General features: G+C 72.8%; 17 protein-coding genes. 8 read left to right on the top strand and 9 right to left on the bottom strand.

Features of this window, described 5'->3' with window-relative positions; genetic code table 11:
- Positions 1-21: 21 nt before the first annotated feature.
- From OG904_RS14780 to pdhA, 3 genes are read right to left on the bottom strand one after another with little or no spacing between them, the layout of a single operon-like run.
- Positions 22-1,416 carry a dihydrolipoamide acetyltransferase family protein gene (locus OG904_RS14780; RefSeq protein WP_405491040.1) on the bottom strand — a complete coding sequence of 465 codons (1,395 nt, stop codon included), beginning with the start codon at positions 1,414-1,416 and terminating at the stop codon, positions 22-24.
- On the bottom strand, positions 1,416-2,414 hold the full coding sequence (locus OG904_RS14775) for an alpha-ketoacid dehydrogenase subunit beta (protein WP_405491038.1): 999 nt from the start codon (positions 2,412-2,414) through the stop codon (positions 1,416-1,418). The genes OG904_RS14780 and OG904_RS14775 overlap by 1 nt, the downstream gene beginning before the upstream one ends.
- Positions 2,411-3,577: a pyruvate dehydrogenase (acetyl-transferring) E1 component subunit alpha gene (gene pdhA / locus OG904_RS14770; RefSeq protein WP_405498017.1), complete on the bottom strand. Its 1,167-nt coding sequence runs from the start codon at positions 3,575-3,577 to the stop codon at positions 2,411-2,413. Before pdhA ends, OG904_RS14775 begins: the two co-directional genes overlap by 4 nt.
- A 387-nt stretch (positions 3,578-3,964) precedes the next feature.
- Between pdhA and OG904_RS14765 the strand changes: the two genes are divergently transcribed.
- A complete protein-coding gene (locus OG904_RS14765) occupies positions 3,965-4,408 on the top strand; it encodes an Lrp/AsnC family transcriptional regulator (RefSeq protein ID WP_405491036.1) in 444 nt (147 codons plus the stop codon).
- Here OG904_RS14765 and OG904_RS14760 read toward each other — a convergent pair.
- From OG904_RS14760 to OG904_RS14750, 3 genes are all read right to left on the bottom strand, one after another.
- Positions 4,405-5,358, bottom strand: a complete 954-nt coding sequence (locus tag OG904_RS14760; RefSeq protein WP_405491034.1) for an IS481 family transposase — start codon at positions 5,356-5,358, stop codon at positions 4,405-4,407. The two genes, OG904_RS14765 and OG904_RS14760, sit on opposite strands and share 4 nt — an antisense overlap.
- 214 nt (positions 5,359-5,572) lie before the next feature.
- Positions 5,573-6,160 carry a TetR/AcrR family transcriptional regulator gene (locus OG904_RS14755; protein ID WP_405491032.1) on the bottom strand — a complete coding sequence of 196 codons (588 nt, stop codon included), beginning with the start codon at positions 6,158-6,160 and terminating at the stop codon, positions 5,573-5,575.
- Complete coding sequence (locus tag OG904_RS14750; RefSeq protein ID WP_405491030.1) at positions 6,157-7,716, bottom strand: 3-hydroxyacyl-CoA dehydrogenase; 1,560 nt, start codon at positions 7,714-7,716, stop codon at positions 6,157-6,159. Before OG904_RS14750 ends, OG904_RS14755 begins: the two co-directional genes overlap by 4 nt.
- Positions 7,717-7,873: 157 nt before the next feature.
- On the opposite strand from OG904_RS14750, the gene paaN reads away from it, so the two are divergent.
- On the top strand, positions 7,874-9,556 hold the full coding sequence (gene paaN / locus OG904_RS14745) for a phenylacetic acid degradation protein PaaN (protein ID WP_405491028.1): 1,683 nt from the start codon (positions 7,874-7,876) through the stop codon (positions 9,554-9,556).
- 8 nt (positions 9,557-9,564) lie between these two features.
- On the opposite strand, the gene OG904_RS14740 is transcribed toward paaN, so the two are convergent.
- From OG904_RS14740 to OG904_RS14730, 3 genes are all read right to left on the bottom strand, one after another.
- On the bottom strand, positions 9,565-10,323 hold the full coding sequence (locus OG904_RS14740; protein ID WP_405491026.1) for a TrmH family RNA methyltransferase: 759 nt from the start codon (positions 10,321-10,323) through the stop codon (positions 9,565-9,567).
- A 256-nt stretch (positions 10,324-10,579) separates the two neighbouring features.
- Positions 10,580-11,764, bottom strand: a complete 1,185-nt coding sequence (locus OG904_RS14735) for an HTTM domain-containing protein (RefSeq protein WP_405498015.1) — start codon at positions 11,762-11,764, stop codon at positions 10,580-10,582.
- 92 nt (positions 11,765-11,856) lie between these two features.
- Complete coding sequence (locus OG904_RS14730) at positions 11,857-12,555, bottom strand: DUF5819 family protein (RefSeq protein ID WP_405491024.1); 699 nt, start codon at positions 12,553-12,555, stop codon at positions 11,857-11,859.
- A 145-nt stretch (positions 12,556-12,700) separates the two neighbouring features.
- On the opposite strand from OG904_RS14730, the gene paaA reads away from it, so the two are divergent.
- From paaA to OG904_RS14700, 6 genes are all read left to right on the top strand, one after another.
- Positions 12,701-13,771, top strand: coding sequence for a 1,2-phenylacetyl-CoA epoxidase subunit PaaA (gene paaA, locus OG904_RS14725; RefSeq protein ID WP_405491022.1), 1,071 nt, complete (start codon positions 12,701-12,703; stop codon positions 13,769-13,771).
- Entirely contained in the window at positions 13,768-14,052 is a 285-nt protein-coding gene (gene paaB, locus OG904_RS14720) for a 1,2-phenylacetyl-CoA epoxidase subunit PaaB (RefSeq protein WP_030292728.1), read from the top strand. Before paaA ends, paaB begins: the two co-directional genes overlap by 4 nt.
- A complete protein-coding gene (paaC, locus tag OG904_RS14715; protein WP_405491019.1) occupies positions 14,049-14,798 on the top strand; it encodes a 1,2-phenylacetyl-CoA epoxidase subunit PaaC in 750 nt (249 codons plus the stop codon). The genes paaB and paaC overlap by 4 nt, the downstream gene beginning before the upstream one ends.
- Positions 14,792-15,292: a 1,2-phenylacetyl-CoA epoxidase subunit PaaD gene (gene paaD / locus OG904_RS14710; RefSeq protein ID WP_405491017.1), complete on the top strand. Its 501-nt coding sequence runs from the start codon at positions 14,792-14,794 to the stop codon at positions 15,290-15,292. Before paaC ends, paaD begins: the two co-directional genes overlap by 7 nt.
- Positions 15,293-16,444 (top strand): 2Fe-2S iron-sulfur cluster-binding protein, encoded by a 1,152-nt coding sequence (locus OG904_RS14705; RefSeq protein ID WP_405491015.1) that lies wholly within the window; start codon positions 15,293-15,295, stop codon positions 16,442-16,444.
- Between the two features lie 99 nt (positions 16,445-16,543).
- On the top strand, positions 16,544-17,686 hold the full coding sequence (locus OG904_RS14700; RefSeq protein ID WP_405491011.1) for an acyl-CoA dehydrogenase family protein: 1,143 nt from the start codon (positions 16,544-16,546) through the stop codon (positions 17,684-17,686).
- Positions 17,687-17,705: the final 19 nt, after the last annotated feature.

The raw sequence follows: 17,705 nt of genomic DNA, 5'->3' as shown, positions 1-17,705 counted from the left end.
CCCCGCCCCACCCGTGCCGGCCTACAGGCTGCGCAGCAGCACCGCCGGCGACTCGACGCAGTCGGCGACGTACCGCAGGAAGCCGCCCGCCGTGCCGCCGTCACAGACCCGGTGGTCGAAGGTCAGGGACAGCTGCACGACCTGACGGACGGCCAGCTCCCCCTCGTGCACCCACGGCTTCCGGATGATCCGGCCCACGCCGAGCATCGCCGCCTCGGGATGGTTGATGATCGGCGTGGAGCCGTCCACACCGAACACCCCGTAGTTGTTCAGGGTGAAGGTGCCGCCGGTGAGGTCGGCCGGAGCCAGCTTCCCCGCGCGGGCCAGCTCGGTCAGTCGGGCGAACTCCGCCGACAGGGACTCGGCGCTGCGCGTCTGCGCGTCCCGGACCACCGGGACCATCAGGCCCCGCTCCGTCTGCGCGGCGAAGCCGAGGTGCACGGCCGGGAGCCGGACGATCTCGTTCGCCGCGAGGTCCACCGTGGAGTTGAGCTCCGGGTGCCGGGCCAGCGCCGCCGTGCAGATCCGGGCGAGCAGCGCGAGCACCGAGACCTTCGGGCCGCCCGCCGCGTTCATCGCCGCCCGCGTCGCCATCAGCTCGGTGGCGTCCGCGTCGACCCAGCAGGTGGCGTCCGGGATCTCGCGCCGGCTGCGCGACAGCTTGTCCGCGACCGCGCCGCGCACCCCCTTGAGCGGGATCCGCGTGGCGCCTTCCGGAGCGGCGGAAGCGGAAGCGGCGGCGGATGCCGCGACCGGGGCGGCGGGAGCCACCACCGGGGCGCGCAGCGCCAGCTCGACGTCCGAGCGCAGGATCAGGCCCTGCGGGCCGGATCCGCGCAGCGCGCGCAGGTCCACCCCGTGGTCCCGGGCCAGCTTGCGCACCAGCGGAGAGATGACCGGCACCGGCCCGGCGACGGCCTCCGCACCGGCTGCACGGGCCGGTGCGGCGGCAGGAGCCGCGGCCGCAGCAGCAGACCCGGCCAGGACCCGGGCCGGTGTGGCGGCAGGGGCCGCGGGGGCGCCACCCGGCGCGGCGGAGCCGGGTCGCACCCGCCTCCGACGCGCCGGACGCGAGTGGTCCGTGCCGTAGCCGACCAGGACGTTGCCCGAGCCGAACGCCTCGGCCGCGGTGGCCGCGGCCTCCGCGCCGCCCTCCGCGGACGGTGGCATCGTCCCCACCGCCACGGTGATCAGCGCTGCTCCGACCGGCAGTTCCGTCCCTTCCTCGCCGAAGCGGGCGGTGACGACGCCTCCGTACGGGCAGGGGACCTCCACCATCGCCTTGGCCGTCTCGACCTCGACGACGGGCTGGTCGATGGCCACGACGTCCCCGACCGCCACCAGCCAGCGGACGATCTCCGCCTCGGTCAGGCCTTCCCCGAGGTCCGGCAGTTTGAACTCCATCACCTGTGGCATCAGTTCTCCCACTGCAGACGGGCCACGGTGTCCAGGATCCGGTCCACGCCGGGCAGGTGGTGCTTCTCCAGCATCGGCGGCGGGTACGGGATGTCGAACCCGGTCACGCGCAGCACCGGCGCCTCCAGGTGGTGGAAGCAGCGCTCCGTGATGCGAGCGGCGATCTCGGCGCCCGGGCCGCCGAAGCCGCCCGACTCGTGGACCACCACCGCGCGCCCGGTCCGGCGCACGGAGGCCACGACGGTCTCCTCGTCGAAGGGCACCAGCGAGCGCAGGTCCACGACCTCCAGGTCCCAGCCCTCCTCACGCGCCGCCTCGGCCGCCTCCATGCACACCGGCAACGAGGGTCCGTAGGTGATCAGCGTCGCGCTCGTGCCGCTGCGCCGGACGAGGGCCTTGCCGATCCCGGGGACCGCCACGGGGGCTTCCGGGGACCAGTCGGCCTTGGACCAGTACAGCCGCTTCGGCTCCAGGAAGACCACCGGGTCGTCGCTGGCTATCGAGGCCCGCAGCAGCCCGTACGCGTCCTCGACCGTCGCCGGGGTCACGACGGTGAGCCCGGGGGTGGCCACGTAGTACGCCTCGGAGGAGTCGCTGTGGTGCTCCACACCGCCGATCCCGCCGCCGTACGGCACCCGGATCGTGATCGGCAGCGGCATCGCGCCCCGCGTGCGGTTGCGCATCTTCGCCACGTGCGAGATGAGTTGCTCGAAGGCCGGGTACGCGAACGCGTCGAACTGCATCTCCACGACCGGCCGCAGCCCGTACATGGCCATGCCGACGGCCGTGCCGAGGATTCCCGCCTCGGCGAGCGGGGTGTCCGTACAGCGGTCCTCGCCGAACTCCTTCGCGAGGCCGTCCGTGATGCGGAAGACCCCGCCGAGCGCCCCGACGTCCTCGCCCATCACGTGGACGGCCGGGTCCTCGGCCATCGCGTCGCGCATCGCCCGGTTCAGGGCCTGCGCCATGGTCGCCGGCTTCGCCGCCACCGTGGTCATGACGGGTCCTCCTCTTCCAGCTCTGCCGCGTCCTGCTCGGCCGCGTCCAGCTCGGCACGGAGCATGGCCGCCTGTTCGCGCAGCCGGCCGGTCTGCTGCGCGTAGACGTGTCCGAAGAGGTCCATCGGGTCGAGCACGGGCTCCGCGTTCATCCCGTCGCGGAGCGCCGCCGCCATCGCCTCGGCCGCGTCCCTGGCGGCCTGGATGCCCGCCTCGTCCAGCAGTCCGCGTGCGGTGAGCTCGCGCTCCAGCAGGTCGATGGGGTCGTGCGCCTTCCAGGCCGCGACCTCGGCGTCGCCCCGGTAGCGGGTCGCGTCGTCGGCGTTGGTGTGGGCCTCGATCCGGTACGTGACGGCCTCGATCAGGGTCGGTCCGCCGCCGGAGCGGGCCCGCCGGACCGCCTCGGACAGCACCTCGTGCATGGCGGCGATGTCGTTCCCGTCGACGAGCCGGCCCGGCATCCCGTACCCCACGGCCTTGTGGGCGAGGGTCGGGGCGGCGGTCTGCTTGGCGAGCGGGACGGATATCGCGAAGCCGTTGTTCTGCACGAGGAAGACGACCGGCGCCTGCCAGACGGCGGCGAAGTTCATGGCCTCGTGGAAGTCGCCCTCGCTGGTGCCGCCGTCGCCGACCATGGCGAGGGCGACCACGTCGTCCCCGCGCAGCCGTGCGGCGTGCGCCAGGCCGACCGCGTGCGGCAGCTGGGTGGCGAGGGGGGTCGACAGCGGGGCTATCCGGCGCTCGCGCGGGTCGTACCCGGTGTGCCAGTCGCCGCGCAGGAGGGTCAGGGCCTCCACGGGGTCCAGGCCGCGGGCCACGGCCGCGAGGGTGTCGCGGTAGCTCGGGAAGAGCCAGTCCTGCTCCTCCAGCACCAGCGCGGCGGCGATCTCGCACGCCTCCTGGCCGACGGTGGAGGGATATACGGCCAGACGGCCCTGCCGGGTGAGGGCGGTGGCCTGGGCGTTGTAGCGGCGGCCGCGCACGAGCTCGGCGTAGCACCGGCGCATCAGCTCGGGGTCGAGCCGGTCGGCGGCCGGCGTGCCCAGCACCCGGTACGGCTCGGGGTCCGGGAGCAGCGGGGCGGCATCCGTACGGGGCCTCCAGGCGGGCGGCGGGGTGGAACGGTGGGACGCACCGGCACCAGGCAGCTCTTGGACCGTCATGGCGGCGTACACCTCCTCGTGGGAAGCGGGCAGGGAGGCCTCGGATGTGAGGCCCCTCACCTACCGATTGTTCGGTTGCCCGGGCAATTTGGCTACAGGCGGCTCCAGGCTGTGGACAAAGTGGCGGCGACGCCCTGGTATGGGTGCAGGACGTCCAGGAGAGGCAGGCAACGCGCGATGGCGGATGAACAAATGGCCGGAACGGGTTCCGGAGCGGCTCCCGGCGCGGGCGGCACACCGGGGGGCCCTCCCGGGGGCCCGGGCGGCCCGTCGGGCGGCCCCGCCGGTGCCGGCGGCCCCGGCGGCCCTGGTGGTCCTGGTGGCCCCGGCGGCCCCGGCGGTCCGCCCAGCCCTCCCCGTCCCCTGGATCCGATCGACCGCTCGATCGTGCGCCTGCTCCAGGCGGACGGCCGCGCCTCGATACGCTCCGTGGCCGAGCAGGTCCACGTCTCCCGGGCCAACGCCTACGCCCGCATCAACCGCCTCATCGACGACGGGGTGATCCGGGGCTTCACCGCCCGCGTCAACCACGAACGTGCGGGCCAGGGCGCCTCCGCCTACATCACCCTGAAGATCGTCCAGAACTCCTGGCGGACGGTCCGCGAACAGCTCCGCGAGCTGCCCGGCGCCGCACACATCGCGCTGGTCAGCGGCGATTTCGACGTCCTGCTGCTGGTCCACACCCCGGACAACCGCACCCTGCGCGAGCTGGTCCTCACCCGCCTGCAGTCGATCCCGGAGGTCCTCTCCACGCGCACCCTGCTGGTCTTCGAGGAAACGGACCTCCTGGCCCGCGACCCGGCCGCGGGCCCGACGATCAGCGAGGACTAGGTGTATTGCCCTGTGAGGTTGGGGACGCGGCTGGCGGGTGGTTTGCCTGCGAGTGCGGTGTGTCCGCGGTGGTGATTGTAGGTGTGCAGCCACTTCGGGAACGCGTCGCGGCGTTCCTGTTCTGACTGGTAGGGGCGGGCGTAGGCCCATTCCTCGGCGAGGGTGCGGTTGAGGCGTTCGACCTTGCCGTTGGTTTGTGGCCGGTAGGGCCGGGTTCGCTTGTGGGTGATCCCCGCTGCCGCCAGTGCGTCCCGCCAGAGGTGGGATTTGTAGCAGGAGCCGTTGTCGGTCAGGACCCGCTCGACGGTGATCCCGACGCTCGTGAAGTAGGCGTGCGCCCGCTGCCAGAAGGCGGTGGCGGTTTCTTTCTTCTCGTCGGTGAGGATCTCGCTGTAGGCGAGGCGGGAGTGGTCGTCGACGGCGGTGTGGATGTAGCTGTAGCCCAGGCGGGGCCGCTTCCTGCGGCCGGCCTGGCGGCCGAGGGTCTTGTGGCCGCCGCCGTCGGGGATGTTGCCGAGCTTCTTGATGTCCACGTGGACGAGTTCGCCGGGCTTGTCGCGTTCGTAGCGTCGTATGACACGGCCGGTGGCCCGGTCCAGATGGCTCAGGCGGGCCAGCTTGTAGCGGGTCAGGACGCGGTGCACGGTTGAGGGCACCAAACCCAGCAGGTGGGCGATGCGGGCCGGTCCCCACCGGCGCAGGACGCGGACTTTGATGATCCGGCGTTCGGTGCGGGTCGGGGTCCGGCGCGGGCTGTGACGCGGGCGCGAGGAGTGGTCACTCATGCCCGCTTCGCCGTGATCTCGGTAGCGGTCGGCCCACCGCTGGGCCGTCGTCGGCGAGACCTGGAAGCGCTCGCCTGCACGGCGGTAGGTCCAGCCGTCTACGACCACGCAGCGGGCAAGGCGCAGGCGTCCGGTCTCGGTCAGGGGTGCATTACGGTGGGGCATGAGGGCCTTCTGTCGTTCGGTGTAGACGTCGCAATCCACACCGAACCCGGAAGGCCCTCACCCGTTCAAGACGCCTCAGCCGAGACCTCCATCACCCGTCCACAACCTCCCGAGGCAATACAACTAGGCCGTCTCTTTCGGATCTTGCAGGCGTCGCGGGCCCGGCAAGATCCGAAAGAGACGGCCTGGACGGCCCCGGCGGGGCCCGGCCCGGTCAGCGCTGCGTGCGCAGCCCGTCCAGGGCCATGCTGACCACCGCGTCCGCCAGCTGGTCGGGGGTGGTGCCCGGGTGGGGGCGGTACCACTCGACCAGGGAGTTGACCATGCCGAAGAGGAGGCGGGTAGCGAGGCGGATGTCCACGTCCGCCCGCAGGTCCCCCTCGGCGGCGGCGGCCTTGAGCAGCTCCGCGACCTGCTGGTCGAACTCGCGGCGGCGCTCCAGTGCCCAGCGCTCGGTGCGGGTGTTGCCCCGCACGCGCAGCAGCAGCGTCACGTAGGGGAGCTCCGCGACGAGGACCTCGACCGTGCGGCGGGTGACGTACTCGACGCGCCCGACCGCGCGCCCCCGTATCGCCCCCGATTCCCCGAGGACGGCGAAGAGCTCGTCCAGTGCCCGGCTGACGGCACGGTGGAGCAGCTCCTCCTTGCCCGCGACGTGGTGGTAGATCGAGGACTTCGAGATGCCCGCGGCCTTGGAGAGGTGCTCCATCGAGGTGCCGTCGTAACCGCGCTCGTTGAAGACCTGGACGGCGACGGACAGCAGCGTCTCGGGCGTGTACGTGTCCCGCTTGGCCGTCGTCATTCCGTCTCCCCCGCCTCGTCGTCCTCGTCCGCCGCATCGGCGGCCTCGTCGGCGCCCTCGTCGTCGCCCGCCGCGTACCCCAGCTTGTACAGCGCCAGCGAGGGCGCGTACCGGCCGCCCGGACAGCGCTCGTCGAGGTGGTGCAGCAGGTCGTACGCCCAGTCGCGGCCGAGCCGGTCGTGCCATTCGGCGGGGCCCATCGGATAGTTGACCCCGAGCCGCATCGCCGTGTCGATGTCCTCGGCGCCCGCCACCCCGCGCGCGACGGCGTCGGCGGTCAGGTCGATCAGCATCGCCACCGTCCGGGCGACGATCATGCCCGGGACGTCGCCGATGACGGAGACCTTCTTGCCCAGCTTCTGGAACAGGCCGACGGCCTCGGCGAGCGTCCGCTCGCTGGTGTCCTCGCTGACGGAGAGCGCGATCCGGGTGGCGTCCCGGTAGTCGAGGGCGAGGTCGAAGTAGACGACGTCGGCGAACTCGATCGCGGTCTTGCCGTCCGCGAGCACGAGCTGCCCCTCGCCCGGGAGCTGGATGTACGGGCCCCCGTGCGCGGTGGTGGTGACCTCGGTCCCGGCCTCCTCCAGGAGGTCGACGAGGACCGCGGCGGGCCCGAGGTCGCCGACGACGGTCACCTTCGCGGGCGCGTCCTCGGGTCCGGCGGTGTGCGGGGCCGGGGCCTTCGCGTCCGGGCCGTACGGGTACCAGCCGTGCCCCGACTTGCGGCCGAGGCGGCCGGACTGGACCAGCCGCCGCTGGGCGAGGGACGGGGTGAACTTGGGGCTGCGGAAGAAGGACTCCCACACGGAGCGGGTGACGGCCTCGTTGACGTCCTGGCCGATCAGGTCGGTCAGCGCGAAGGGGCCCATCTTGAAGCCGCCGCTCTCGCGGAGCACGGCGTCGATGGTGGCCGGGTCGGCGCCCTGCTCCTCGTACACCGCGAAGGCCTCGGCGTAGAAGGGCCGGGCGATCCGGTTGACGATGAAACCCGGGGTGTCGGCGCAGCGCACCGGCGTCTTCCCCCAGCCGAGGACGGTGGCGTACGCGCGGCCGGCGGCATCCGGGTCGGTCGCGAATCCGGAGACCACCTCGACCAGCGGGAGCAGCGGGGCCGGGTTGAAGAAGTGCAGGCCCAGGAAGCGGCCCGGGTGCGCGAGCCCGGCGGCGAGCTCGGTGACGGAGAGCGATGAGGTGTTGGTTGCCAGCAGCGCGTCCGGCGAAACCACTTCTTCGAGTGCCGCGAACAGTGCGCGCTTGACGGCGACGTCCTCGACGACCGCCTCCACGACGAGAGCGGCGTCGGCCAGCCCGGACAGCTCGGCCGCCGAGGCGATCCGGGCGATCGCGTCCTCGGCCTCGGCGCGATCCAGCCGGCCCTTCGCGGCCATCCGCTCGACGCGGTCCTGCACGAACCCGACCGCGTCGGCGGCGAGGACGGCGTTGATGTCATAGATCAGCACACGGTGACCTGCGAGAAGGGCGACCTGGGCGATGCCCTGCCCCATGGTGCCGGCGCCGACGACCGCCACTGTGCGGGACCGCTTGATTGCTGTCATGCCCAGATCCTCCCGCACCGACTTGTCCACAGGTCTGCCGGGCCCTCTTGTCCCGACCGATCGTTCGGTTACTCTAACTCCAGTCTGCTCTTCTTCATCCCTTCACGCCCGACCCGATCGCCTGATCCCGCCCGGCTCAACGAGGAGTTGGTCCCTGATGGCCGCCGAGCTCACCGTCCCCCAGCTGTCCGCCAAGCACCGGCCCACCCTGGACCAGGCACTGGCCACGATCCGCAGCCGCGCCTACTGGTCCCCGCATCCCGAGCACCCCAAGGCCTACGGGGAGACCGCCGGGGCCGACGGCCTCGCCGCCTTCGAGGCGCTGCGCGGCACCCGGCTCGACCTCGGGCAGCCCGGCACCGACGACTGGACGGGCGCCGAGACCTCCCCGTACGGCGTCGAGCTCGGCGTCGAGTACCCGCACGTGGACCCGGACGTGCTGCTGCCCGCGATGCGGGCCGGCATGGCCGCCTGGCGGGACGCCGGGCCCGAGACGCGCGCCCTGGTCTGCATCGAGATCCTGGCGCGGATCTCGGCGCGGACGCACGAGTTCGCGCACGCGGTCATGCACACCAGCGGCCAGGCCTTCATGATGGCGTTCCAGGCCGGCGGCCCGCACGCGCAGGACCGCGGCCTGGAGGCCGTGGCCTATGCGTACGAGGAGCAGACCCGCGTCCCCGGGCAGGCCGACTGGTCGAAGCCGCAGGGCAAGAAGGACCCGCTGGAGCTGGGCAAGACCTTCACCGCCGTGCCGCGCGGGATCTCCCTGATGATCGGCTGCAACACCTTCCCCACCTGGAACGGCTACCCGGGGATCTTCGCCTCGCTCGCCACGGGCAACCCGGTGCTGGTCAAGCCGCACCCGCGCGCCGTGCTCCCGCTGGCGCTGACCGTCCAGGTGGCCCGCGAGGTGCTGGCGGACGCCGGCTTCGACCCGAACCTGGTGGCGCTGGCCGTGGAGCGGCCGGGCGAGGGCATCGCCAAGGAGCTCGCCGTCCGCCCCGAGATCAAGGTCATCGACTACACCGGGTCCACCGAGTTCGGCGAGTGGCTGGAGACCAACGCCCGCCAGGCGCAGGTCTACACGGAGAAGGCCGGCGTCAACACCGTCGTCCTGGACTCCACCGACAATTACAAGGGGATGCTGTCCAACCTGGCCTTCTCGCTGTCCCTGTACAGCGGCCAGATGTGCACCACCCCGCAGAACCTGCTCATCCCGCGCGACGGCATCGAGACGGACGCCGGGCACAAGACGTACGACGAGGTCGTCTCGGACCTCGCGGGCTCGGTCGGCGGCCTGCTCGGCGACGACGCCCGGGCCAACGCCCTGCTCGGCGCGCTGGTCAACCCGGACGTCAAGGCCCGTCTGGAGGCCGCGGCCGGGCTCGGCGAGGTCGCGCTGGCCTCCCGCGAGGTCGCGCACCCGGAGTTCCCGGGCGCGGTGGTGCGCACGCCGGTCATGGTGAAGCTGGACTCCGCCAAGCCGGACGACTCCGCCCCGTACCTCTCGGAGCAGTTCGGCCCGGTCTCCTTCGCGGTGGCGGTCGACTCCACGGCGAGCGCCCTCGACCTGCTGCGGCGCACCGTCCGTGAGAAGGGCGCGATGACGGTCGGGGCGTACACCACGTCCGCGGACACCGAGCGGGCCATCGAGGAGGTCTGCCTGGAGGAGTCGGCGCAGCTCTCGCTGAACCTGACGGGCGGGGTCTATGTGAACCAGACCGCGGCCTTCTCCGACTTCCACGGCTCCGGCGGCAACCCGGCGGCGAACGCCGCGCTGTGCGACGGGGCGTTCGTGTCCAACCGCTTCCGCGTGGTGGAGGTCCGCCGCCAGGGCTAGGCCGTGGCCTAAGCCTTCGGCCCGCCCCAGTGGAAGACGGCCATGGCCACGCTGGTGGCCAGGTTGTAGCTGGAGACCTGCGGGCGCATCGGCAGGGACACCAGGTGATCGGCGCGGGCGCGCAGCTCGGGTGAGATGCCGTGGCGTTCGGAGCCGAAGGCGAGCAGGGCGTCGTCCGGGAGGGTGAGGGCACGGATGTCCTCGCCCTCCGGGTCGAGCGCGTACAGCGGACCGGGCGGCAGGGTGGCGATCTCCACCTGGTCCACGGTGGTGGCGTAGTGCAGACCCGCTCCGGCGCGGACCACGTTGGGGTGCCAGGGGTCGAGGTCGCCGCGGGTGACGACACCGGTGGCTCCGAAGCCGGCGGCGAGCCGGACGACGGCGCCGACGTTGCCGAGGTTGCGGGGGTTGTCGAGGACGACGATCGGGGCCGTCCTGGGCCGTGCGTCGAGCCGGGCCCGCCCCTCGGCCCGGTCGGGCCGGACCGCGAGGGCCGCCACCCCGGTGGGGTGCACCCGGGCCAGCAGCCCCTTGAGCGGAGCGCGCCGCACCAGCCGCGCCACCTCCGCCTCGACGTCCGGAGCCAGCTCGCGCGCGAGGCCCCGTACCGCCTCCGGCTCGTCGGCGACGGCGATGCACACCCGCGCTCCGAAGCGCAGGGCGTGCTTCAGCGCGTGGAACCCGTCGAGGAGCACGAGCTCCTCCCGCACGGCGGCCTCCCGCCACTGCCGTTCGACGTCCCCACTGTCCCCAAACCGCTCACTCATACCGCCGAGCCTACGACCCCGCACCCCCCGATCCCCGCCCCATCCAGCCCCACCGGCCTTCGCCAACCCAACCCCGCCAGCCTTCGCAACCCAGCCCCTCCGGCGTTCGGCAATCCAGCCCCGCCAGCCTTCGCCAACCCAGCCCCTCCGGCGTTCGGCAATCCAGCCCCTCCGGCGTTTGAGGAGCGGGGTCTGGGGCGGAGCCCCAGGGAACGGTGGAAGGGCGGGTAGGGGACAAGCCCCGCAGGGCCGGCTCTCAGCGCGGGGCCGGACCGGGGAGCGCGGGCTCCGGATCCGCATAGGGCTCCGGGTCAGGGTCCGGGTCCGGATCGGGGTCCGGGTCCGGATCGGGATCCGGGGCAGCCCCCCGCCCACCGACCCGCAGCGCAGCGACCCGCGCCCCGCCCCACACCAGAAATGCACTCGGCAGGAACACCGAATCAGCCGCGATCATCGCCATCGAGAAGAACGGCAGCCCCAGCAGCACCGCGATCCCCGCATGCTCCAGCATCATCAGCGCCAGCAGCACGTTCTTGATCCGCCGGTTGAACAGCGTGAACGGGAACGCCACCTGGACCGCGACCGTCCCGTACGACAGCAGCATGACCAGCGTCCCACTGCTCGCGAGCAACGCCGACAGCCCCGGCCACGGACTGAAGTAGTCCAGGCCCAGCGGGTAGTACAGCGCCGTGCCGTCCTGCCACCGCGAGCCCTGGATCTTGTACCACCCGGCCGTCGCGTAGATCAGGCACACCTCCGCCATGATCACCAGCATCCCGGCGTTGTGCAGCAGGTTGGCCAGGACGTCGAGGACCGCCCGCCCCTCCCCCTCGGGCTCGTACCGGTCGACCGTCCACCACAGCCCGGCGACCACCCACAGCGCCGCGAAGACCATCAGCCAGCCGGTGCTGAACCGCCCGGTCACGGCCCCGTACGCGAGCGCCGCGCCGAGCACGCCCCACAGCGCCGGGCCCGCCCGTCCGGCCGAGGCCGCGCCGAGGCGGCGGGTGCGGCGGGCGTCCAGCGACCACACCCGTGCGCACCGGGTCAGCACGAGGTAGATCGCCATCAGGTGGATGACGTTGTCCCCGCCGTCGCCCATGAAGACGCTGCGGTTCTGCAGCGAGAGCACGCCGACCATGAACACCACGGAGGTGGCCCGGGTGCGCCAGCCCAGCATCATCAGGGCGGCCGACAGCACGGCAACGGCGTAGACGGTCTCGAACCAGAGCGCCGAGTCCGACCACATCAGCACCGTGAAGGCGTGGTTCGAGTCGATCAGCCGCCGCGCCAGCTCCCAGCTCCACGGCCCGTCCGGCCCGTACAGCTCGTGGCGGTGCGGGAACTCCCGCAGCAGGAAGAACAGCCAGGTGCCGGCGAAGCCGATGCGGACCACGGCGCTCTGGTAGGGGCCCAGCGCCTGCCCGCTGACCTTGGCCAGGGCGCGGCCGGCGGAAGCCCGGGCCGCGGAAGCCCAGGCCGCGGAAGCCCGGGCCGCGGAAGCCCGGGCCGCCGGGAACCGGCGCCCCCGCCTCACACCGTCCACCACGGCAGCTCCCGGTAGTACGTCTGGGTGTCGGCCTTCTCGTCGGACCACGCGGGCGCGGGGACCTCCGTCGTCCCCGCGCGCAGCTGGATCCGTACGATCCGGCCCTCGGAGAGGAGCGCGGCCTTGCCCACGTCCGCGTCGGCGTCCGTCCGCGGGCCCAGCCGGTCCATCGCGATGCGGCGCAGGTACTCCTCCGCGAGTGCGCCGCGCTCGCCCGTCGACTTGTTGTCCTCGTCGTGGGAGCCGGTGAAGAAGTCCCAGGCCCGGCGGAGCTCATTCTGCTCGGTGTGGCTCGGCAGCAGGCTGTGGCGGATGGCCCCGCCGTCCTCGGCGGAGAGCCCGCGCCAACCGCTCGTCACCAGCCGGCCGTCGTCCGTGCGCACCTCCGCGCGCACTTCCACGGCGATGTTCTGCTGGAGCGGATTGGGTGCGAACAGCTTCCAGTTCTGTTCGAACTCGGGGTAGATCCAGCCGTCGATCATCCGCGCGTTCCGTTTGCTCACCGTGTTGGACGGGGCCACGTGCAGGAACACCAGGGCCAGGTGCCAGCAGGCGGCCACCGCCACGGCCCCCAGGGCGAGGGCCGTGACGACGCGGTACGGGGTGGAGAGACCGGCGATTCCGGGCGCCCTCGGCGGGGGTGGAAGCGCTCCTTCGAGGGGCTCCCGCTCGTTCGAATCCATCCCGCCCCGATCATCCGGTGTCCACAGGGTTGACCACAGAGGTTGACACCCTACGGGCCGTCGTCCCACCATTGAAGAGTGTGAACCGAACGATCGGTCGGTCGGGCGGGACGAGGCGGGAAAAGACCTCTGACAGGGGGCCGTGATGGTGGCAGTGACCCCGGCAGTGACCTCGGGGGCGGGGCAGGAAGCCGGGCGGGAAGCCGGGATCGGCGTGACCGCCGACCTCGGCGCGCAGCTCGCGGCCGCGTTCGACGCGGCCGTGGCCGCCGACGAGCGGGTGGAGCCGCGCGACTGGATGCCCGACGAGTACCGCGCCTCCCTGGTCCGCCAGATGGCCCAGCACGCCCACTCCGAGATCATCGGCATGCAGCCCGAGGCGAACTGGATCACCCGCGCGCCCTCACTGCGCCGCAAGGCGATCCTGATGGCCAAGGTCCAGGACGAGGCAGGCCACGGCCTGTACCTGTACAGCGCCGCCGAGACCCTCGGCATCAGCCGCGACGAGCTCCTCGACAAGCTCCACGCCGGGAAGCAGAAGTACTCCTCGATCTTCAACTACCCCACGCTGACCTGGGCCGACGTCGGCGCGATCGGCTGGCTCGTGGACGGCGCGGCGATCACCAACCAGGTCCCGATCTGCCGCTGCTCCTACGGGCCGTACGCGCGGGCCATGGTCCGGATCTGCAAGGAGGAGTCCTTCCACCAGCGCCAGGGGTACGAGCTGCTCCTCGCCCTCTCGCAGGGCACCGAGGCCCAGCACGCGATGGCGCAGGACGCCGTGGACCGCTGGTGGTGGCCCTCGCTCATGATGTTCGGCCCGCCGGACGGGGAGTCCGCGCACTCGGCGCAGTCGATGGCCTGGCGGATCAAGCGCCACTCCAACGACGAGCTGCGCCAGCGCTTCGTGGACATCGCCGTCCCGCAGGCCGAGTCACTGGGGCTGACCCTGCCCGACCCCGACCTGAAGTGGAACGAGGAGCGCGGGCACCACGACTTCGGCGCCATCGACTGGACGGAGTTCTGGGAGGTGCTGAAGGGCAACGGCCCTTGCAACGAGGAGCGGATCGGGCAGCGCCGCGCGGCGCACGAGGAAGGCGCCTGGGTGCGGGACGCGGCCGCGGCATACGCGCGGAAGCAGGCGGCAGGCACATCGGCGGCCGCCACGGCGGCAGCAGCAACAGCAGCGACAGCAGGAAGCGAGGCGTGGGTATGACGCAGAACTGGCCCCTGTGGGAGGTGTTCGTCCGCTCGCGGCGCGGCCTCTCGCACACGCACGCGGGCAGCCTGCACGCCCCCGACGCGGAGATGGCCCTGCGCAACGCCCGCGATCTCTACACCCGGCGCGGCGAGGGCATCTCGATCTGGGTGGTGCCCTCCACGGAGATCACCGCTTCCTCCCCGGACGAGCGGGACCCCTTCTTCGCCCCGTCCGCCGACAAGCCGTACCGGCACCCCACCTTCTACGAGATCCCCGAGGGGGTGCACCACCTGTGACCAGCACCGAAGCAGGTCCGGCCGTCGCGGCGGCGCTGGCCCTCGGCGACGACGCCCTGATCCTTTCGCACCGCCTCGGCGAGTGGGCGGGCCACGCACCCGTCCTGGAGGAGGAGGTCGCCCTCGCCAACATCGCCCTCGACCTGCTCGGCCAGGCCCGCATCCTGCTGTCGATGGCCGGCGACGAGGACGAGCTGGCCTACCTCCGCGAGGAGCGGTCCTTCCGCAACCTCCAGCTGGTCGAACAGCCCAACGGCGACTTCGCCCACACCATCGCCCGCCAGCTCTACTTCTCGCTCTACCAGCACGAGCTCTACGGCGAGCTCGCGCGCGGGGACGGCCCGTTCGGGCCGCTCGCCGCCAAGGCGGTCAAGGAGACGGCCTACCACCGCGACCACGCCGAGCAGTGGACCCTGCGGCTGGGCGACGGCACCGAGGAGAGCCGGAACCGGATGCGGACCGCGCTCGGCGGGCTGTGGAAGTACACCGGGGAGATGTTCCAGCCGGTGACCGGACTCGACGGGGCCGACGGAGCCGACGGCGTCGACTGGGCCGCCCTGGAGGACCGCTGGCTGGCCGCGCTGGGCGGCGTACTGGAGCGGGCCGGGCTGGAGCTGCCCCAGGGGCCGCGTACCGGCGCCTGGGCCGCGGGAGCCGGCCGGCAGGGACTGCACACCGAATCCTTCGGCCGCCTGCTGGCGGAGATGCAGCACCTGCACCGCAGCCACCCGGGGGCATCGTGGTGACCGCGGGCGAGACCCGGCTCGAGGTGGAACTGGCCGCGCTGGCCGGCTCCGTCCCCGACCCCGAATTGCCCGTGCTCACCCTCGCCGAGCTGGGCGTGATGCGCGGGGTGCGGGTGCACGAGGACGGCCACGTGGAGGTCACCCTGACCCCCACCTACACCGGCTGCCCGGCCATCGAGGCCATGTCCGCCGACATCGAGCGGGTCCTGAGCGACCACGGCATGGCCGACGTCAGGGTGCGGACCGTACTGGCCCCCGCCTGGTCCACCGACGACATCAGTGCCGAAGGCCGCCGCAAGCTGGCCGAGTTCGGCATCGCCCCGCCCCGGCCGCACGCCGCCGGCGGACCGGTCCCCCTCACCCTGTCGGTCCGCTGCCCCCACTGCGGATCGACCGAAACCGAGCTGCTCAGCCGGTTCTCCTCCACCGCGTGCAAGGCGCTGCGCCGCTGCACCGACTGCCGCGAACCGTTCGACCACTTCAAGGAGCTGTAGATGGCCGTGTCACCGCCGTCGCCCACACCGGGGTCCGCGAGCCCGGCGCGGCCAGCGCGCCACGGCGCGTTCCACACCTTGACGGTGGCGGCGGTCGACCGGCTCACCGAGGACTCCGTGGCCCTGACCCTGGCCGTCCCGCCGGAGCTGCGCGCCGAGTACCGGCACGCCCCCGGCCAGCACCTCACCCTGCGCCGCGGCGCCCCGGACGGCTCCGGCAGGACGGAGGTCCGGCGCACGTACTCGATCTGCTCCCCCGCCCCGGCCGCCGACGGGCCGGGCCCTTCCGCGCTGCGGGTCGGGGTGCGGCTGGTGGAGGGCGGGGAGTTCTCCTCCTTCGCCCACAAGGAGATCGCCGCCGGGGACCTCCTGGACGTGATGGTCCCGGCCGGCCGGTTCGTCCTGGACCCTGCGGCGGCCCCGCCCGCCGCGCACTACGCCGCGATCGTCGGCGGCAGCGGCATCACCCCGGTCCTGTCGATCGCCGCCACCCTGCTGGCGGACCGCCCCGATGCCCGGTTCTGCCTGGTGCGCAGCGACCGCAGCGCGGCCTCGACGATGTTCCTGGAGGAGGTCGCCGACCTCAAGGACCGCCATCCCGACCGGTTCCAGCTGGTCACCGTCCTGTCCCGGGAGGAACAGGAGGCAGGTCTGCCCTCGGGCCGGCTCGGCGAGGAGCGGCTGACGGAGCTGCTGCCCGCGCTGCTGCCGGTCACGGAGGTGACGGGCTGGTTCCTGTGCGGGCCGTACGGGCTGGTGGCGGGCGCGGAGCGGGCACTGGGCGCGCTCGGTGTCCCGAGGACCCGGGTCCACGAGGAGATCTTCCACGTCGCGGACACCACGGCCCCGGCCCCGGCGGGTTCGGCCGCCGCCACCCACGGCCGGGTCACGGCACGGCTCGACGGCCGCTCGGGCACCTGGCCGGTGCGCGAGGGGGAATCCCTGCTCGACGCGGTGCTCCGGGCCCGCGCGGATGCCCCGTACGCCTGCAAGGGCGGGGTGTGCGGCACCTGCCGGGCGTTCGTGGTGTCGGGCGAGGTGCGGATGGACCGCAACTTCGCGCTGGAGGAGAGCGAGACCGAGGCCGGGTTCGTGCTGGCCTGCCAGTCCCATCCCGTATCGGAGGACGTGGAGATCGACTTCGACCGCTGAGCGGCCGCCCGCGCCGCCCCCCTGTCCAATTTCAGGAACGTGTTCTATCTTGACGCACCGTCAGGCAGAGCACGTTCCGGGCACGCGGGAGGACAGGCAGTGGACTTCACCTTCACCGAGGAGCAGCAGGCCGCCGTCGAGGCGGCCAAGGCCGTCTTCGCGGACGTGGCCCCCGATCGCGTGCCCAGCCCCGCACTCACCCCGAGGGCCGTGGCCGAGGAGTTCGACCGCGGGCTGTGGGCCAAGCTCGCCGACTCCGACCTGCTGAGCCTGGTCCTCGCCGAGGAGCACGGCGGGGCCGGACTCGACGCCATCGCCCTGTGCCTGGTGCTGCGCGAGGCGGCGAAGGTCCTGGCCCGGGTACCGCTGCTGGAGCACTGCGCCACCGCCATGGCCGTCCAGGCCCACGGCGGTCCCGAGCTGACGGCCGCGCTGCTGCCGGGCGCCGGGAGCGGCGCCACCGTCCTCACCGTCGCCGCGCACGGCCGCAGCGGCCACGACCCGGCCGAACTGGCCGTCCTCGCACGGCGGGACGGCGCCACGTGGACCCTGGAGGGCCTCCAGACGGCCGTCGCGTGGGCCCACAACGCCGACTGGATCGCCGTCCCGGCCCACACCGGGGAGGGCGAGGCGGTCCTCGCGCTCGTCCCCCGCCTCACCGAGGGCCTGACCCTCGCCGAGCAGTACTCCACCAGCGGGGAACGTCTCGCCGAGATCACCCTCGACGGCGTACGGGTCCCGGCCGCGCACCTGATCGACGCACCCGGCGCATGGGACCACTTGCGCCAGCTCCTCGCCACCGGGACCTGCGCGCTCGCGCTCGGCCTCGGCGAGAACGTGCTCACCATGACCAGCCAGTACACCAGCAAGCGCGAGCAGTTCGGCTTCCCCGTGGCCAGCTTCCAGGCCGTCGCCGTCCAGGCCGCCGACCGCTACATCGACCTGCGGGCCATGGAGGTCACCCTCTGGCAGGCCGCCTGGCGGCTCGACGCCTCCACGGGCGGGGCGGGCGGACCGCTGCCGAGCGCCGGCGACGTGGCCGTGGCCAAGATCTGGGCCTCCGAGGGCGTACGCCGCGTCGTGCAGACCGCACAGCACCTGCACGGCGGCTTCGGCGCCGACACCGACTACCCGCTGCACCGCTACCACGCCTGGGCCAAGCAGCTGGAGCTCCAGCTCGGCCCGGCCGCCGTGCACGAGGAGGCGCTGGGCGACCTGCTGGCCGCCCACCCCCTCGCCTGAGCCCCTCGCCTGAGCCGCT

It is taken from the genome of Streptomyces sp. NBC_00096, assembly GCF_045041305.1.
Taxonomy (GTDB): Bacteria; Actinomycetota; Actinomycetes; order Streptomycetales; family Streptomycetaceae; genus Streptomyces.
The sequence above is the reverse complement of the archived record's forward strand: the minus strand, read 5'-3'. Positions and strand labels throughout refer to the sequence as shown.

Coding starts and splice junctions, on each gene's coding strand:
- OG904_RS14780 (WP_405491040.1), bottom strand. CDS start 1,416: ATGCCACAGGTGATGGAGTTCAAACTGCCGGACCTCGGGGAAGGCCTG.
- OG904_RS14775 (WP_405491038.1), bottom strand. CDS start 2,414: ATGACCACGGTGGCGGCGAAGCCGGCGACCATGGCGCAGGCCCTGAAC.
- pdhA (WP_405498017.1), bottom strand. CDS start 3,577: ATGACGGTCCAAGAGCTGCCTGGTGCCGGTGCGTCCCACCGTTCCACC.
- OG904_RS14760 (WP_405491034.1), bottom strand. CDS start 5,358: ATGCCCCACCGTAATGCACCCCTGACCGAGACCGGACGCCTGCGCCTT.
- OG904_RS14755 (WP_405491032.1), bottom strand. CDS start 6,160: ATGACGACGGCCAAGCGGGACACGTACACGCCCGAGACGCTGCTGTCC.
- OG904_RS14750 (WP_405491030.1), bottom strand. CDS start 7,716: ATGACAGCAATCAAGCGGTCCCGCACAGTGGCGGTCGTCGGCGCCGGC.
- paaN (WP_405491028.1), top strand. CDS start 7,874: ATGGCCGCCGAGCTCACCGTCCCCCAGCTGTCCGCCAAGCACCGGCCC.
- OG904_RS14740 (WP_405491026.1), bottom strand. CDS start 10,323: ATGAGTGAGCGGTTTGGGGACAGTGGGGACGTCGAACGGCAGTGGCGG.
- OG904_RS14730 (WP_405491024.1), bottom strand. CDS start 12,555: ATGGATTCGAACGAGCGGGAGCCCCTCGAAGGAGCGCTTCCACCCCCG.
- paaA (WP_405491022.1), top strand. CDS start 12,701: ATGGTGGCAGTGACCCCGGCAGTGACCTCGGGGGCGGGGCAGGAAGCC.
- paaB (WP_030292728.1), top strand. CDS start 13,768: ATGACGCAGAACTGGCCCCTGTGGGAGGTGTTCGTCCGCTCGCGGCGC.
- OG904_RS14705 (WP_405491015.1), top strand. CDS start 15,293: ATGGCCGTGTCACCGCCGTCGCCCACACCGGGGTCCGCGAGCCCGGCG.